General features: G+C 39.4%; 11 protein-coding genes and 1 pseudogene. 9 read left to right on the top strand and 3 right to left on the bottom strand.

Annotated elements, in window-relative coordinates:
- Window positions 1-255 precede the first annotated feature (255 nt).
- Window positions 256-4,539 carry a choice-of-anchor L domain-containing protein gene (locus IPL35_14300; protein MBK8444500.1) on the bottom strand — a complete coding sequence of 1,428 codons (4,284 nt, stop codon included), beginning with the start codon at window positions 4,537-4,539 and terminating at the stop codon, window positions 256-258.
- An 851-nt stretch (window positions 4,540-5,390) separates the two neighbouring features.
- On the opposite strand from IPL35_14300, the gene IPL35_14305 reads away from it, so the two are divergent.
- From IPL35_14305 to IPL35_14335, 7 genes are all read left to right on the top strand, one after another.
- Window positions 5,391-6,257 (top strand): DUF3347 domain-containing protein, encoded by an 867-nt coding sequence (locus IPL35_14305; GenBank protein MBK8444501.1) that lies wholly within the window; start codon window positions 5,391-5,393, stop codon window positions 6,255-6,257.
- Window positions 6,258-6,330: 73 nt separating this feature from the next.
- Window positions 6,331-8,556, top strand: coding sequence for a multicopper oxidase domain-containing protein (locus IPL35_14310; GenBank protein ID MBK8444502.1), 2,226 nt, complete (start codon window positions 6,331-6,333; stop codon window positions 8,554-8,556).
- Between the two features lie 910 nt (window positions 8,557-9,466).
- The gene (locus tag IPL35_14315) at window positions 9,467-10,453 is read left to right on the top strand and encodes a YitT family protein (GenBank protein MBK8444503.1); all 987 of its coding nucleotides are present in this window, start codon (window positions 9,467-9,469) and stop codon (window positions 10,451-10,453) included.
- A gap of 176 nt (window positions 10,454-10,629) precedes the next feature.
- On the top strand, window positions 10,630-11,160 hold the full coding sequence (locus IPL35_14320) for a hypothetical protein (protein MBK8444504.1): 531 nt from the start codon (window positions 10,630-10,632) through the stop codon (window positions 11,158-11,160).
- Window positions 11,161-11,676: 516 nt separating this feature from the next.
- A complete protein-coding gene (locus IPL35_14325; GenBank protein ID MBK8444505.1) occupies window positions 11,677-12,273 on the top strand; it encodes a hypothetical protein in 597 nt (198 codons plus the stop codon).
- Entirely contained in the window at window positions 12,249-12,668 is a 420-nt protein-coding gene (locus IPL35_14330; protein MBK8444506.1) for a hypothetical protein, read from the top strand. The genes IPL35_14325 and IPL35_14330 overlap by 25 nt, the downstream gene beginning before the upstream one ends.
- 37 nt (window positions 12,669-12,705) lie before the next feature.
- Entirely contained in the window at window positions 12,706-13,536 is an 831-nt protein-coding gene (locus tag IPL35_14335; GenBank protein ID MBK8444507.1) for a hypothetical protein, read from the top strand.
- Window positions 13,537-13,825: 289 nt separating this feature from the next.
- Here IPL35_14335 and IPL35_14340 read toward each other — a convergent pair whose 3' ends face one another.
- The gene (locus tag IPL35_14340; GenBank protein ID MBK8444508.1) at window positions 13,826-14,245 is read right to left on the bottom strand and encodes a nucleoside-diphosphate kinase; all 420 of its coding nucleotides are present in this window, start codon (window positions 14,243-14,245) and stop codon (window positions 13,826-13,828) included.
- Window positions 14,246-14,435: 190 nt separating this feature from the next.
- Here IPL35_14340 and IPL35_14345 point away from each other — a divergent pair, with 190 nt between their 5' ends.
- Together IPL35_14345 and IPL35_14350 are read left to right on the top strand one after the other, a co-directional pair.
- Window positions 14,436-15,470, top strand: coding sequence for a DHH family phosphoesterase (locus tag IPL35_14345; protein MBK8444509.1), 1,035 nt, complete (start codon window positions 14,436-14,438; stop codon window positions 15,468-15,470).
- 120 nt (window positions 15,471-15,590) lie between these two features.
- On the top strand, window positions 15,591-16,478 hold the full coding sequence (locus IPL35_14350) for an FKBP-type peptidyl-prolyl cis-trans isomerase (GenBank protein ID MBK8444510.1): 888 nt from the start codon (window positions 15,591-15,593) through the stop codon (window positions 16,476-16,478).
- Window positions 16,479-16,646: 168 nt separating this feature from the next.
- Here IPL35_14350 and IPL35_14355 read toward each other — a convergent pair.
- Window positions 16,647-17,929, bottom strand: a pseudogene (locus IPL35_14355) (ABC transporter permease).
- Between the last annotated feature and the right edge of the window lie 36 nt (window positions 17,930-17,965).

The following is a 17,965-nucleotide window of genomic DNA, read 5'->3' on the forward strand; positions in this document are numbered from 1 at the left end:
ACCTCTTTTTAACTTTGACAAATTTTTGAACTTTGTCAAAGTGGTGGGCAACAAAAAAATCCTGCCTATCCCTTAATCCCAAAAATCAAGGTTCTGACAAAATAGAAGTTGTGAAAAAAACAAAATAAAAATCCTGTCTATCCCCTAATCCTAAAAATCAAGGTTCAGACAAAATAGAAGTTGTAAAAAAACAAAATAAAATCCGTTCTATCCCCTAATCCCAAAAATCAAGGTTCAGACAAAATAGAAGTTGCATCAACGCACCAAAGTCACGTTTCCTTTGAAATCAATGCGCTCGCCGTTGATGAGCTCTACGGTACCAAAATAAACATATACGCCCACCTCCGCTTCTTTGCCTTCAAAAGTTCCGTTCCACAGGGGCGCAGCACTTTTTTCGCCAAATACGCGGTTGCCCCAACGGTTATATACATATAGCTCTACGGTGCTGATGCGGGCTGCATCTACAAATACACGAAAATTATCGTTCATTTGGTCGTTGTTGGGCGAAAAGGCGGTGGGGATATAAAAAGGTGCTTCTATTTTTACGTTCAGCGTAAAATCTGCCGTATCGCTGCACCCAAATTCATTGGATACCATCACCTGATAAGTGCCCGCCTGCGAAACCTCCAAAGTGGGATTGGCAGAGCCATCATTCCACAAATATTGTGCATAGGTGCTGTTGGTGCTCAAAGTAGTGCTTTCGCCCAAATTAATTTCCGCTGTTCCGTTGATACTCACCTCCGGCGAAGGATAAAGCGTCACTGCTGCCACTGCTGTATCGGCGCAGTTGTTTTCGTCATACACGGTGAGTATGTAAGTGCCGATGTCGTCAATGGTGATGCTTTGGGTGGTGTCGCCCGTGCTCCACACATAGCGTGCAAAGCCGTTTTCGCCGCTTAATACTAAGCTGCTGCCCGCACAAAAAGCAGTATCCGGCAAAGCGGTTTCCACGTCCACACTGCTGGCGTTCAGGTTGACGGTGATGGTGGTATCGCAGCCCGCCGCATTGGTGACGGTGAGCGTGTAGGTGCGCGAAGCATCTAAGGTGACGGTGGGATTCGGGATAGTGGCATCATCTAAGCCGGTGGCAGGACTCCACTGATAAGTATAACCCCATACCGGCGACAAAGCACTGATTTGGTATTCAATGGCTTCGCCGGAGCAGATGGTGGTGTCGGTAACAATGGCGGGCAAAGCAGGCGGCGGTACTACAAATACCGTCATGTTATCTTCAGCCATACAGCCGTGTTCATCAACCGATTGTACGCCGAAGGTGGTAGTAACCGCAGGTGTGGCAACGGGATTATGAATAGTAGAATCGTTGAGGTATGGTGTATTTGACCAAATATAGCTGATGTTGTCGGCAGGTGTGGCATTGAGTTGTATGCTCTCGCCTTGGCAAATTTCTACATCTTCACCCGCATTTACCAGCACATTATCAATGATGAGCAAAATAACCGACACCGGAAAATTAGAGCAAGTACACTGAATATCATCAATATTTAATATAATTTCTTCAATGCCTTCGGTTTCGGTGTCTTGCAGGGCGTGTATTTCCAAAACAGCCGTAGCTTCGCCCGCCGGAATGACGATAGTTCCCGACAGAGGTTCGTAGTCCACACCGTTTTCGGCTAATCCTTCGAGGCTGTAATGAATTTCCATCGGCTCGGCATCATCTTCCAAATCGGGGCGCGAAAACTCAAAAAAAGCAGATTCGCAGCCTTCATAGGTAGAGAATAAACCAGTGCCTTGGTCAAAAAAACCATTGGCTACCACATTGGGCGCATTGCCTTCGTCTGTAAAACTTTTCGCTTCCAAAAATACTCCCGAATCCAAAATTTCATCGCTCACATCGGCTACCGCTATTTTGATATGATACACCTGACAAGGCGTAAGCCCCAAAATACGCGCCGTGAGCGGAACGGTGAAACCATCAAATTCGCTTTGCGGGTCGCCTGTATTCAGTTGTACATGCAAATCGTCATAAGTATCTATACAATTGCCCGCAGGAGGTGTGCCATTGACGCTTGCCCAGGAATTTACATTATTGATAGTAACCGGCAAATTGGTGCCGGGAATGAGCGCGATATTAACGGCATTGTCGGTATAAGGACCGCTGATGCCCGGACCACTGATAAAAAATCCGAATACATCATTAAAAGAACTGCACACATATTCAGGATACTCTTCGGAGGCAAATACATAGTTGAATTTGATATTGGGCGTGGAAGGAATAAAATCAAATTCCAAAACGGCGGCATCGTTGGTACATAAACCCGCACCCACCGACAAGTTCAAATCCAAATCACCGTCAGCACCCGCATTCCCCGGCGAGCAGGAGTTGTTGCCCGTCGGCGGCACGTTGAACGAAGTGCCGCCACTTTGGTTCGGTCCTTCCAACAACTCATTGGCATTTCCTGTCACCAAATAAATTCCTTTATCAAAGCCTATATCCAAATTGCCGCTTTTTTCAAAACGCCCTATGCCCTGCGAAGAACCTTTGTAAGTGACATTAAAAGCACTCACACAACCGCCGCCCAAAAAAGTATTTTGCACATAATCGTAAGGGCAATCCACACAAGCGTCTATATCCAAAACGGTAACAGTAGCCGTGCCGCTTATATTCATATCGCAATAGGCATCGGAAGCACTGACAAGCGTATATTGATATACCTGCGACTCTTCATCGGCGGCGGTGATGGTGGGATTAAGCGGCAGAAAAAAGGGATTTTCGGTAATATCGTTGATGGTGATATTGGAAGTTCCGTTGTTGTAGGTGAGTGAATAAGGCGGTGTGCCGTCAAAAGTAAACTGCAACTCCGTTCCCATTCCGTTGATGATGATGGTATCGCCGCTCAACACCGCACTCGGTTGCGCCACATGTACGGTGAGCGTTTGGCTGTCGCTGCCATAAGGATTGCTCACGGTGAGCGTAACGTTATAATCTCCGGCAGTATTGAAAGTAACAGTTGGGTTAGGAATATTGGAAACGGCAGGCTGCCCGCCCGCAAAAGTCCAGTTCCACGAATTAATATCAGGTCCATAAGAAGTATCCTGAAAAGTGATGCTCGCTCCCGGACAAATGGTGATGTTTTCTACCGTCAGGCTATCTGCCATAAAAAAAGCAAAGGGCGGGATATTTAAACATTTCAGTGCTTCTTCTGCATTGATACGTCCGGGGAGTATATAAGTGCTGTTCATTTCGTCGAGTGTTTCCGTGATGCACTTTCTGATTCTTTTGGGCGTTAAGTTGGGGTCGTGCGAGCGCATTAGTGCCGCCAGTGCCGATACCATCGCAGTTGCCGGCGAAGTGCCGCTATATGCGGTATAAGCATTATCGGAAGTAGCCGAACAACTGTATATATTTTCACCCGGCGCGAAGGCTTTTACGACGGGACCATAATTGGACGAGGCTTCTCGGGCATTATATTTATCCGAAGCACCAACGCCTAATACGGTGGGGTACGCACTCGGATAGGTAACGGCAATAGTGCCATCGTTACCCGAAGCACCTACCAACACAATGCCCGCATTTTCCGCTTCCTGACACAAAAACTGCAAAGTGAGCGAAAAAGGATAAAACGACCACGACATATTGATAACATCGGCACCGTTGGCAATTGCATATTCCATACCCTCGGCAACATTGGGTAAATTGTTGGGAGTGGCGGAGGCATCGGGGCTGCATTTAATGGGCATTAGCCGTACATTAAAACCCAAGGCTGCAATACCGGAGCCGTTATCCGTGCGTGCCGACACTACGCCGGCGCAGTGTGTGCCGTGCGAAAAATTGTTGTTGCTCGCCGAAGCGGGCGGATTGGGGTTGCCGTCATTATCGGCAGCATCCCAGCCGCTTTTGTCGTCTATATAGCCGTTGCCGTCATCATCTGCGCCGTTGCCCGCTATTTCGGCGGTATTTTGCCACAAATTGGGGGCGAGTTCTTGGTGGGTGGTGCGCACGGCATCATCAACAATGGCTACTGTAATGGCAGCACTCCCCTGCGAAATATCCCAAGCAGCAGGAGCAGAAATCATATTAAAATACCATTGTTGTTGTGTGGCAATATCGTTGGGCGTATAATTGGTGTGCGCCATCGGTACACGCTCTACATATTCAAAGTAGCCGCTTGCCTCCAAAGCGCGGATAAAATCAGCCATATGCTGAGTAGATGCGGAAAACTGTATTTTATAAACAGACGACAAATTGCGGAGGCGCGGAAAAGCCTGACGACAGCTTTGTACTTCGTAGCGGTCGAAAATGGCGAGCAAAGGCTCTGCTCTTTCGTTGGTTTGGCGCAAAGGAAACTCAAAAGGAGCAATTCCCTGATTTTTCCACTGCACAAATAATTGCCCTGCTACATATTCATCTTCATCGGCTACCGCTACATTGCTCACGGTTTGAAAATATAAATATTCCCCGTTTTTACATATCTCATAACCATATTGTTTATTACCGCCCCACAACCAAACAGGTATTGCTGATGCCACCAACAGCCCCAAGAGGCTAACAAAGATGTGGCGATGTTTTGAAAACTTCATGTGTGTAAATGCTTATTTTTTGGTATCAAAAATAAAGATAGGGCAAATACTTTGAAAGTTGCCTGTATTACTGTTACAAAACCAAGAATTGTTTATAAAGTGACATTTTTTCACAAAACATAATATTTACGCAATTTTACTTTTTTTATAACATTCACAGATCTATATCAATTATAAAGATATATGGCAACTATAAATAAAGTACTGACACATAAAATCACTTGTAATTAGTGATGAGTATTTTAGTTGCAAGATAGTGTGATACATAAACCTTTTCAAATCAAGTTTTGTGATAAAATCATCACCTTTGAAATCAAAAATCAAAAAAACTTCAGTTTATTAATACTCAACAAAATAAAATTTACAATTCTGCGTTGCAAAAATGTGAGAAGATTCTATTATTATATAGTCATTTTTACGCTAATGGGTTTCTTTTTGATACCTGTCCAAAAAACCTATGCTTGTGGTACGAAATCTGAAAACATTAAAACTTTATGCCACAAACAACCGGATTCCGAAGTGGAGAAAAGAGACTGCTGTAATAAAGAAAAAAGGCAATGTGATAAATGCACAAAAGACTGTAATGGTAAAGGTGGAAATCCAAATTGTCATTGCTCAACGAATTTCTCTAACTTTATAATTCCTCTTATTACTCAACTTTTACAAGCAAAAATAATACGAGGTAAATTAAATTTTTTCTATCCAGAAACCCTTCATTCATCGGGTTTTACCTTTATTTGGTTACCGCCCAAAATAGGCCGATTTTTTTCCTTGACAGCCGTAAATCTGTCAAATCGAGAGCATTGACTTACCTTTGAAATCAATTATTTTAATAACTCAAATATAATAAAATGAAATCAACAAATATATTGATAGTAATTGCCTTGTTACTATCCCTCACAGCGTGCAATGCACAAATCAAAAACCCTATTACCGAAAATGTAAAAATATATGGTAACTGTGGAATGTGCGAAAGAACCATTGAAAAAGCAGGAAATATTAAGAAAATAGCAAAAGTAGATTGGAATAAAGATACCAAAATAGCTACACTTACCTATGATACAAGTAAAATTAATCAAGATGAAATATTGAAACGCATTGCATTGGTAGGTTACGACAGCGAAAAATTTCTTGCACCTGATGATGTGTATGCCAACCTTCCAGAATGTTGCCAATACGACCGTGAGAAAAAAACAAAAACGATGAAAGCAGAAAATACCGTGGAAGGGTATTCTATACACAATCACGATGAAATACTAAATAAGCCGACAGAAACAACACAAGATGTCAACGAATTAAAACCGGTTTTTGACAACTATTTTGCACTAAAAGATGCGCTGGTAAAAACAGATAAAAGTGAAGCTTCATTGAAAGCGAAAGATCTGCTAAAAGCAGTCAATACAGTAAAAATGGAGAAACTTTCAGTAGATGAACATGGGGTTTTTATGAAAGTATTAGATAATCTAAAGTCAAATATCGAAAAAATTTCAACTACTGCCAATATAGAAGATCAACGTAAATTTTTTATGAATTTATCGGTGTCTTTTTATGATTTGGTCAAGGTTAGCCATCTAGAAAATCCCGTTTATTATCAACACTGTCCAATGGCTAATGATGGTAAAGGGGCAAACTGGTTGAGCAAGGAAAATAATATTAGAAACCCATACTTTGGTTCGCAGATGCTTACCTGTGGCAAAACAATAGAAACCATTAAGTAACCTCACATTATACCAGTATAATCTTACGGATTATACTGGTATTTTAGATATTGAAGAAAATGAAATTAATAAAATGGATAATCAAAAAACTATTGGTAAAAAAGTGTTGCCGATAATCGTTTTACTGCTATTGGCATCGAATGTATATGCCCAAAAGGTAGTACGATATGATCTATATGTAAGAGACTCCCTCGTCAATTTTAGCGGAAAGGCAAAAAAAGCCATTGCAGTAAATGGTCAAATACCAATGCCTACACTTACCTTTACAGAAGGTGACACAGCAGAAATTCATGTATATAATCAGCTCAAAGAAAGCACCTCCTTACATTGGCATGGGCTGTTTGTGCCCAACCAAGAAGATGGGGTTCCTTATTTAACACAAATGCCTATTGCGCCAAATACAGCCTATGTTTATCGGTTTCCTATTAAACAAAACGGAACTCATTGGTATCATAGTCATAGCGGATTGCAAGAACAAATAGGCATGTATGGATCTTTAATTTTAAAAAAGAGAATAAACGATCCTTATCTTAGAGAAGGTATTGACGATTTGCCTACAATCCCCATTATTTTGAGGAATGGACAGACTATAAACCTGAGAAATATACACAGAATGTTGCATAATGCAACAGATTGGTTTGCAATCAAAAAAGGGGCTACTCAAAGCTATTCAGAAGCCATAAAAGAAGGTTATTTCAAAACCAAACTAACCAACGAGTGGAAACGCCTGTTGGCAATGGATGTGAGCGATATTTATTATGATAAAATCCTAATAAACGGTAAAAATGAAAGCCAGATGTCGCAATTTCAAGCTGGAGACAGCGTGCGGTTGCGTGTCTCTAATGGAGGAGCTTCTACCTATTTTTGGCTCACTTATGCCGGGGGCAAAATTACAGTAGTTGCAAATGATGGAAACGACGTACTTCCTGTGCAAGTAGATAGGTTGATAATAGGTGTTTCAGAAACCTACGATATTATCCTCACAATCCCGACAGAAAATACGTCCTTTGAATTGTTAGCCACCACAGAAGATCGCACCAAATCGGCTTCTATTTATTTAGGTTCTGGTATCAAACAGTTGGCAAACCCGCTACCTCGATTACACTATTTTGAGGGAATGAAAATGATGAACAATATGATGAAAATGAATGGAAAAATGAATGACATGGGTATGAATATGAGTCTGCAGAAAATGGATATGAATACAGTCATGTACCCTGAAATATCAGGTCATAGAAAGGCAATAAAAAGTACTTCTTCAAACCATTTCACAAGTAATGCAGATATAGTAACACTCAATTATTCTATGCTGAAATCACCTTTAAAAACCTCACTTTCTACAGATGCACCGTTGAGAGAATTTAAATTTGAATTAACCGGAAATATGAATCGTTATGTATGGAGCTTGAACAACAAAGTACTTTACGAATCCGATAAAATTCTAATTAAAAAAGGAGAAATAGTAAGAATTATACTTTACAACAATTCAATGATGCGTCATCCAATGCACTTACATGGGCATGACTTTAGAATTTTAAATGGAAAGGGGGAATATGCGCCACTAAAAAATGTTTTGGATATTATGCCAATGGAATCTGATACCATTGAGTTTGAAGCCAATCTTGATGGCGATTGGTTCTTTCATTGTCATATTCTATATCACATGATGGCAGGTATGAATCGTGTATTTAGTTATGAAAATCAACCAATAAACACGTTATTACCCGACAAAACGTGGGCTTATAAGCAATTACAAAGAGAAAGTAATCGACTGCATTTTATGGCTCAAAATGATTTTGCCTCTAATGGAAATGATGGTATGGAAATGATCCAAAACACACGTTGGAGTTTTGGTACAGAATGGCGTTTGGGGTACAACAGAATGCACGGTTATGAAAGTGAAACTCATATTGGCAGATATATCGGAAAAATGCAATGGTTAATGCCTTTTGTTGGGTTTGATTGGCGTTATCGTCAAATTACACAAAACGAATTTGAAGAAAACCTCTTTGGGCAAAAAAATACCAAAGACAATAGAACTCAATTTAGCATAGGAATTGCCTACACTTTACCAATGCTTGTTATTCTACAAACAGAATTATACCATGATGGTAATTTAAGAATACAATTAAAACGGGAAGATATTCCTGTTTCGGAAAGATTGAGAGCTGCATTTATGGTAAATTCAGATCAGGAATACATGGTAGGTCTCAGCTATATTTTAACTAAAAATTCAGGTTTTAGGGCTCATTTTGATAGTGATATGGGCTTTGGGCTTGGTTTGGTCTTGAATTATTAAAATACAGGTGAATGTAATTTATTTTATTATTAGATTATAAAAAATACAAATATGATTAATTGGGTGATAAAAAGCCGAATATTTTTCTTGGTCTGTTATTGAATTTGTCTTCTTCATCTTTAATATCATTTTCAGTGATTAGGTTAAAATCGCAATGTTTAGGAAAATATTGTTTGAGGAGTCTGAGAAAAGGGTTTCCAATCTATTAATATTTTCACTATTTTTCGGTTGGTTTCTTGAGAAAATTTGGTATTTAGGAGTGCGGTTTCAGCCATTCCTGTTACTCTGTCATTGGCTGTTAGTATGGCGGCTTTCTCATGATTTTTCCCTATCACCAAATCAATTTCTATATCTCCTATTCTTATTTTTCATCCACTATTTTCGGGCGGTATTCAATGCTTACTTTATCGTAAACTTATCCTCCTTTATCTTTTGCCGCGCTTCTTTTCCGATAGCGTATTTGCACATTTCTGCCCGCTAATTCCGCTTTGTTCAAACCGCTCCTTTGGTCGCAGTTGCGCCTAACTCTCCGCTAACAACAGATGCGTGTTTCCCTGTTTTTTTCTATTGCCTTTTGTAAAAAACTTGCTTCTTTTAATGTTTGTATTTCGTATCTTTGAAAAAATATTTCTCTCTTGTCCATTACTTGAGTTGCATTTATTTGTTGAATTTAAGTTTAATTTTGACAGCCCTAATAATTTTTTATCAAAAAGTTGCATTTGTGACTTGAAACCTGCTTGTAAAAAAAACAGTTTGGTAAAAAAAGAGGAGCAGGAAAAAATTCATAATTAAAAATGAATTAAATTTGAAAAATCAGCTCTTTGACGGCGGAAAGGTATTGCTGCTGTTTTGCCGAAAAAAATATTGTAGCTCCTATTTATCAATGTAAAAACAAACTGTTTATATATATATGAATCCATTCTGGACACAAATAATCGTTCAAACCATTCTCAAACATAAACGCAAAGAAAAAAACAATCATCAAGAGCAACATCGTTATTCTGACTTTGAGCTTGCCAAAGCCTACAGAGAATTTACAATAGCCTTAAAGCGTTATATCAAAGATTTTTTACTCATTACCATTGGTATATTTTCTGCTTCATTTGGCTTTAAAGGTTTTCTTTTAACCAACCATTTTATAGATGGCGGAGCAACGGGCATTTCTTTGCTTATTTCCGCATTGACGGAAATTCCCCTTTATCTTTTAATTATTGTGGTAAATATCCCGTTTATCATACTCGGCTATCATGTAATGGGTAGGGAGTTTGCCGTCAAAACAACACTTTCCATCGTCGGGCTTTCAATTGTGCTGGCAACGGTGGATTTCCCGAATGTAACCGATGATAAATTATTGGTGGCAGTTTTTGGCGGGTTCTTTTTGGGGGCGGGCATCGGCTTTGCCATTCGGGGAGGCTCGGTGATTGACGGAACGGAGGTGCTTGCCATTTTTTTAAGTCGCAAACTCGGAGCTACGATTGGCGATATCATTATCGTCATCAACGTTTTGATTTTTTTGGCTGCCACTTATCTATTAAGTATAGAGATAGCTTTATACTCTATGATTACTTACTTGGCAGCTTCCAAAACGCTCGATTTTATTGTAGAAGGCATTGAAGAATATATCGGCGTAATGATAGTTGCAACGCACAGCGAAGAAATTCGCCTTATGATTATTCATACTATGGGGCGCGGCGCAACTATTTACAGGGGTAAGCGCGGCTATGGCAAACGTGGCGAAATCAAAGAAGTGGATATTATTTATACAGTTATTACACGACTTGAACTCAGTAAGCTGAATACAGAAATTGAAAAAATTGAACCGACCGCTTTTGTGGTTATGAACAGCGTAATAGATACCAAAGGCGGAATGATAAAAAAAAGACCCCTCAAACATTGAATAATAACAGCAACTCAGTGCAAGTACCGCAGAAAAATTACCTATCTTTGCCTCGCCTTTGGTGCTTTTGGGGTTTATAAACAGCCGTTCAAGATAAAAAAAGATTGATGACTTGACCCGAAAACATCAATACTGTTTGGTTTAACTTTTTTAAAAATAAATATTTCGTTTTTATTATGTCAGTACAAGAAAAATATAGCAAAGAAGAGTGGGATTTACTCACCACAGCCCCTATGTTGGTAGGTGCGGCGATGTCTGGTGCAGATGGTTCAGGATTATTTGGCACTTTGAAAGAGGCGTTTGCCAGTTCGCAGGCAGCGATGGCGGCGCGCTCCGAATTTGCCGACAATGCCCTCATTGCCGCTTTGATGCCCGTCATCAGCAGTTTCTCCGAAGCCCGCGAACAAGCGTCGGCACAGCAAGAAAAAATTAAAGCACGCCTGCAAGCTGCCAACGCCAAAGATGCTGCCGCCCTGCAAGCCGTAGCCATTGAGGATTTGAGCAAAGTTCAGGAATTGCTGGACTGCAAAGAAGATGCCGCCACCGCCACCGCTTACAAAAACTTTATCATTCAGCTCGCCGATAAAGTTGCCAACGCCGCTTCCGAAGGCGGATTCTTGGGCTTCGGCGGCACACGCTTCAGCGATGGAGAGAAATCGTTTTTGGAAAAAGTAAAAACCGCCCTCCAAACCGATTTGTTGTCGTAAACAACAAATACAGCAACTATCCAAAAAAAGCCTTGAACTGCACAGTTCAAGGCTTTTTTTTGTCATTGTTCCGAAAGCACCGTTACTGCCGCCATTTTTCGTTTGCGATTTTATAAATGCGTTAGTTTGCGCTCAAAAGACGTGGTGAGGGAAAAAATGCAGATTTTTTGGGTGAAAAATGTTTGTTTTTTTGATATATATATATGTTTGCAAAACGGATAAACAATTGGCATGATTTACATAAAAAATCTTTCGAATAAAGTAAAGGAATATTTATAGAGTGTATTACTCAGTAGATATAATAAGCCTCTCTCAAAAGTACTTTTAAGTAGTCAAATTTTGGATAAAACTATCAAAGTTTAATGTAATTTATTTTCTTTTTATTGATAAAATTGCACAATTTATCAGCTATAAAATATTTATTTTTAATTATTTGCAATAAAAAATCAATACAAAAGTATCGCAATAAAAGGAATAATCAAAATCGTGCTGTTTAAACCCTTAATTAATAAAAAAATGGAACAACTAAAATTTAATATTCTCTGCTTTTTAATTATTCTGCTTATGGTATTCGGATGTAATAACAGAGAAACTGTTATCAATGAACCAAGAGAGATAATTATAGAATGGAATAACAATTTAAATAAAAAGAATTTTGATAATCTATCGGAATTATATGGTGAAAATGTTCTTTACTATGGTGAGAGGAAAAATAAAAACGCTTGTATTAGAGATAAAAACTTATTTATGAAAAAAAACAACAGCTTTTCTCAAAAAATTGATGTAAACAAAATTGATGTAGCAGAACAAAATCCTGGAATTTATGAATGCAAGTTTGAAAAAGAAGTTACTATTAGTGGGATTTCAAAAATATACCCAAGCTATATCGTTCTTAAAGAATCAGATAATAAATTAAAGATAATAACCGAAAGTGATGAAATAACAGATTATTTTTTAGCAAGAAAATTTGTTAGCGAGCTATCAATTCAAGGCGACTTTAACGGTGATGGAAGAGTAGAAAAGCTATCTGAAGTTTTATTTGAACCAGAAAGTAAAAAAATATACCGAAAAAAAAACCAGATATTGAGATGCTTTATTCTTATGGAGATATAATTCATACCAAACTAAATTCTTCGGATAACATAATCCAGACACTATTTATTAAAAAATCTCCTTTAGGATTGTCTATACTTATCAATGAAGGAGATTTAGACGGAGATGGCGGAGATGAAATTTCTTTTTTACGAGAACACATGACAAGTTCTTGGCACTGTTTGCATTTATATACGATAAAAAACGATGAATGGAAAAATATTTATTCTGCGACTGTAATTACTACAGAAATGACTCGTTATGACTACGATGAAGTATACAAAAAAGGAATAAATACAGGAGAAATAATCTCTATTGAATACGAAGATTGGGGAATAATGAGCAAAAAAATCATAAAGGAAATTAATAACAAGTATATAGTTACAGAGTTAACCAAGTTAAGAAAAAAAAGATAACGTTAAATTTATAATTAATCTAATACAAAATATCATAATGAAAAAATATTTTACATTCTGTATTATCTTTTTGATTACAGTACAAGTATATTCTCAGCACATTTCAAATGCTAAAATGCTTTATGACCCGCGGGTTAATATCTTTGCTGTATCTGGTGTAGGCGGTGGAAATCTATATGAATTCACTGCAGAAAAATCTTCCTCATCAGGTCAAATATCAATAGACTGGAATATTGCACTTATGGGGATAAAAGGGAGAGACGAAAGATTACAAACCTTGACAACGGTTTTTAAATATAATCCTTTTATAGGAGCAAATTATGTTAATGAAGACAGCCTTGATATAAGAAAAATAGCATTTGTTGATAATGAATTTCAAATAATGATAGGATTTCGCTATAATAAGTTAAGTTTATTTGGAAGTGAAAAATTAGCAAAATTTGTAAAATCTTATTTTATAGATTTTTCAACCGCCCCATATCAAATCCGAAACTCTCCCTCTAATAATACAGGTTTTCGTAATTTTAACATTAATATTGGGGGGCAATTCGGATATATGACAAATTTAGATTTTGGATTATTGGGTGTCACATTTAATCCTCAACTAAACTACATCTGGATATACGATAATGAAAATGGGGACAGGGGGTTTGAAGAAATTGTAAATTCAATAACCCCTCTAAAACGGAATTTCTTTGGCTTTGGAGGTAAAGTGATAGTCTATTTGAATGACTTTGCTATTTTTTTTGAAGGAAGAAAATATTTAACCTCTAAATCACAACCTAAAATTAACGGATTGACGGATAGAGCAATTTTTTCAATCGGAGGTGTCGCAACGGGAAATGTTTTCAAAAATAAAACTAATTAGGACAGTATATATAAGCATTTATTTGCGATTTATACCAAATAAATATCTAATATAAAAAGGTTCTATTCTGTAACGATGTTGCTGATATTAGCAATAATATAAGCCACTTTGAATGGAATTGAATCTGTAAAATAACTATGACAAATAGATATTTGAATGGTATTATACTACCCCAATTTGCATTTTTATATAACAAATACACACCCAACACAAAAAGCCCGCCAACTGCACAGTTGGCGGGCTTTTTTGCGTGTTGCGGCAAAAGAAAAATATCTATTTCTCCTCCGCCCTAAAAACGCTCCAAACTACTAAAAAAGAAATCGCCTTCGATGCGGGCGTTTTCGTCAGAGTCAGAGCCGTGTACGGCATTTTCGCCGATGCTCGTGGCGTATTTTTTGCGGATAGTGCCCTCTGCTGCCTGCGCCGGATTCGTAGCTCCGATGAGCGTGCGAAAATCTTCTACGGCATTGTCTTTTTCCAAAATCGCCGCCACAATCGGTCCCGAAGACATAAACTCCACCAATTCGCCATAAAAAGGACGCTCCTTGTGTACGGCATAAAATGCTCCCGCCTGCTCTTTGCTCAGGCGCAGATATTTCATCGCCACTATCCGAAAACCGCCCTCGTTCATCATCGCCAAAATACCGCCGATGTAGTTGTTGCGTACTGCATCGGGTTTTACCATCGTAAAAGTTCTGTTACCTGCCATAATTTTTTTTTAATATACAATATAAGTGTTAAAAAATAAAAATATTTCTATCAAAAAACAACATTTTTGCCCCCCAAAGCCATTTTTATGCCGATATACTCAAAATCATGGCTTCGGATTTGAAATGCTGGGCAAAGTTAGCGTATCTTTGCGCAACTTTAACAAAAATAGTGTTTTTGTTTGCTAAAAAATGATGAAGATAACTGCATTACAGGAATATTTGAATACGGCACGGCGCATTGTTATTACTACCCACCACCGCCCTGATGGCGATGCGCTGGGCAGTTCTTTGGCAATGTATCATTTTCTCAAAAACCACCCCGCCGCCCACGATGTAAAGGTGATTGTGCCTTCGGAATATCCCGATTTTTTGCAGTCGCTGCCCGCCGCCACCGAGGTGCTGGTATTTGGGGCAAATCTGGCAAAGAGTTTATTGCTCATTGAAAAAAGCGACCTCATTTTTTGTTTGGATTACAACGCTTTTCATCGCACACATACGATGGAGTCGTATTTGGCACAGAGCAAAGCCCTCAAAGTACTCATCGACCACCACCTGCAACCCGATACCGCCGCTATGGATTTTGTTTTGAGCGATACTTCGGCGAGTTCTACCTGCGAGTTGGTGCTTGATTTTTTGGATATGCTCGGCGCACGCGATGCCGTTGATACCGATATAGCGCACTGCTTGTATGCCGGTTTGCTCACCGACACCGGACGTTTTAAATTCTCCATTACGCCAAAAGTACACGAAACGGCGGCTTTTTTGGTAAAATGCGGCGCAAACGCTTTTCAAATCACAGACGACATCTACGAAAGCTACTCCGAAGACCGCCTGCGCTTGTGGGGCTACGCCATTGATGAGCGAATGGAAGTGCTGTGGGAATACCGCACCGCTATTATCAGCTTGCCGGCAGAGGTGTTCCGGCGTTTTCAGTATCGCGTGGGCGACACCGAAGGTTTGGTCAATTTCCCGCTTTCCATCAAAGGTATTTATTTGGTGGCACTCATCACCGAAAACGAAGGTATGGTGAAGTTGTCGCTACGCTCCAAAGGCGATTTTTCGGTAGATGAAATGGCACGAACCCACTTTGAAGGCGGCGGACACCGCAACGCCGCCGGCGGACGCAGCAAATTGATGTCGTTGGAGGCAGTGGTGCAAAAATTTAAAGACCTCCTGCCTTTGTATGCTGAACAATTGCAAACTTCTGATCCCGTTCCTTTATAAAAAATCAGGGCGGTAGTATGAAAAAAATATATCAGCCGCTTTCTATTCAAAGTTGATTTATTCTATTTTTAACAATATCTAAATTAAAAAACAAAAACATATTAATTCATCGCATATTGTATGAAAAAAATTGCTTTTATAGTACTAACCTTAGTAGCAACATTTATCGCTTGTAAAACAGATGGCGGCGGCAGTGGCAAACAAAAAGCCGCCAATGGCGTGGAATACACTATTTTTACTTCTCAGGGCGGGCGCAAGCCGCAGTTCAATGATTTTATTTATGTATTTATGAAATACACCACACCCGCCGACTCGGTGATTTTCAACTCCTTTACGCGCTCTTCACCGATGGCTTTTAAGCTCACCGACAAATTGTTCAGAGGTGCTATGAACGAAGCCCTGATGAATATGGGCGCGGGCGACAGTGCCTTGCTCTTAGTGCCTGCCGAGTTGATTTTCGGCGACAAACGCTTGCCGGTTACGCTAAAAACAGGCGATAAACTCAAATATACCATCAAATTAGTTGATGTGAAAAGTGAAAGCGAATATCGCGATGCTCAAACCGAAAAAATGCGCCAAGCTACCATTCCTAAAGACCCCGAATTGGTGAAAAAAGAAACCGAAACCATCGCCAATTATGCAGGTAACAGAGGATTGACGATGCAAAAAACACAACGTGGCGTGTTTTATAATATCAGCAACGAAGGCAGCGGCAACAAACCCAAAGACGGTGAAGAAGTGTATGTTAATTATCGCGGCACTTTGCTCGATGGTACCGAGTTCGACTCTTCGCACAAGCGCAATGAGCCTTTTAAGTTTATTTTGGGTAAAAATATGGTGATTCCGGGTTGGGAAGATGCCATTCCTTTAATGGGCAAAGGAGGCAGAGGTACTTTTATTATTCCTTCGCATTTGGCGTATGGTGCTATGGCTCGTCCGGGAATTCCTGCCAATTCGGTGTTGGTATTTGATATAGAGTTGCTTGATATTAAAAAAGCAGCACAATAAAGTTGGCTTTGAACGCTTTTTGATAGAAAAAAAACAATTCAATAAAGGCGAGCAACACTTCAAAAAAAACATCGCTTGATTAAAAGCGGTTTTGATTCAATCCTTAGCGGAGTTTTCTTAAAAAAATTCTGCTAAGGATTTTTAGTTTGTTTGCTACCTCTCAGCAAACTACTCAAAACGAATAGCTTTGATGACGGATATGCGACTCGCCAAGTAAGTGGGCAATATAAGGGCAGCCCAGCAAATTGCAAAAGTGCCTGCATTGAGCAGCAGGAGGGTTTTCCATTCGAGGAGCAAAGGCACCACACTCAGATAATACGACTCTTCGGGCAAGGTGATGATATGGAAATACTGCTGAATATAATACAGCAACAAAGCCAAAGCATTGCCCAGCAACATGCCATTTCCGATAATCAGTGCAGCGGTATAAAGAAAAATCCGGCGTATTTCTTGGTTATCTGCCCCCAACGCCTTTAAAATACCAATCATATTCGTGCGCTCTAATATCAGAATTAGCAAAGCGGAACTCATATTGATAATAGCCACCAAAATCATCAGTGCCAATATAATGCGCTCATTGGTTTGTTGCAGTTGTATCCAATCAAAAATATTCGGCAGCAGGTCGCGGATAGAGTTGCTGTTGAGCGATGCGCCCAGCACATTGTGATACAAATGTTCATTGACGGCATCAATGCTGTCCACATTATTTACCCACACCGAAAAGCCCCCCACCTGCTCCCTGTTCCAGTCGTTGATGTGTTGTATATGTCCGATGTCAATCAAGGCAAATTGCATATCGTAATCTTGCAGCCCCGTTTTATAAATTCCCGATATTTTGAGCTTGCGGTAGCGCATTTGCTCCTGCACAAAATTTACCAGCAACATATCTCCGCTTTTTACTCCCAAACGGCGGGCAGTATAATCCGAAATTAAAATGCTGTTTACTTTTCCGGTATCGCTTACGGCAAAAATATCGCCTTCGGTGAGGTATTTTTTAAAAAAACTCCAGTCCATATCGCTGCCCACACCTTTGAGTATAATGCCTTCAATGTTGGTGTCGCTCATTAAAATAGCGGGTTTGGTGGCAAAAGTTTGGATACTTTTAATGCCTTCAATGTCGTTTTTATAAGGAAAAAAAACCTGTCGTTTGTCTATCGGGCTGGTATTTTCAAAAGAGGTGTTGGACTGAAAATTGGTGATGCGGATATGCCCCCAAAATCCGAATATTTTATCGCTGATTTCTTTTTAAAGCCCGCAATAATTGCCGTTGAAATAATCATCACCGCCAAAGACAAAGCCACTGCCGCAATAGCGATTTTGATGATAAACGAAGAAAAAGAAGCCCTGCCGCCAAAGGCGATACGCCGAGCAATATAAAAAGAGGTAGAATTCAAGCGAAAAACTTTAAGTTTAAAAATAGGAATGACAGTCTTATAATTTTTTACCGACATTTATTACAATGCCAAACTTACAAACAAAAAAAATAT

This window comes from Sphingobacteriales bacterium, from assembly GCA_016711285.1.
GTDB lineage: Bacteria > Bacteroidota > Bacteroidia > Chitinophagales > UBA2359 > JADJTG01.

Bases quoted from the DNA above. Each gene is read 5' to 3' on its own strand.
- IPL35_14300 (MBK8444500.1), bottom strand. From the start codon at position 4,539: ATGAAGTTTTCAAAACATCGCCACATCTTTGTTAGCCTCTTGGGGCTG.
- IPL35_14305 (MBK8444501.1), top strand. From the start codon at position 5,391: ATGAAATCAACAAATATATTGATAGTAATTGCCTTGTTACTATCCCTC.
- IPL35_14310 (MBK8444502.1), top strand. From the start codon at position 6,331: ATGGATAATCAAAAAACTATTGGTAAAAAAGTGTTGCCGATAATCGTT.
- IPL35_14315 (MBK8444503.1), top strand. From the start codon at position 9,467: ATGAATCCATTCTGGACACAAATAATCGTTCAAACCATTCTCAAACAT.
- IPL35_14320 (MBK8444504.1), top strand. From the start codon at position 10,630: ATGTCAGTACAAGAAAAATATAGCAAAGAAGAGTGGGATTTACTCACC.
- IPL35_14325 (MBK8444505.1), top strand. From the start codon at position 11,677: ATGGAACAACTAAAATTTAATATTCTCTGCTTTTTAATTATTCTGCTT.
- IPL35_14330 (MBK8444506.1), top strand. From the start codon at position 12,249: ATGCTTTATTCTTATGGAGATATAATTCATACCAAACTAAATTCTTCG.
- IPL35_14335 (MBK8444507.1), top strand. From the start codon at position 12,706: ATGAAAAAATATTTTACATTCTGTATTATCTTTTTGATTACAGTACAA.
- IPL35_14340 (MBK8444508.1), bottom strand. From the start codon at position 14,245: ATGGCAGGTAACAGAACTTTTACGATGGTAAAACCCGATGCAGTACGC.
- IPL35_14345 (MBK8444509.1), top strand. From the start codon at position 14,436: ATGATGAAGATAACTGCATTACAGGAATATTTGAATACGGCACGGCGC.
- IPL35_14350 (MBK8444510.1), top strand. From the start codon at position 15,591: ATGAAAAAAATTGCTTTTATAGTACTAACCTTAGTAGCAACATTTATC.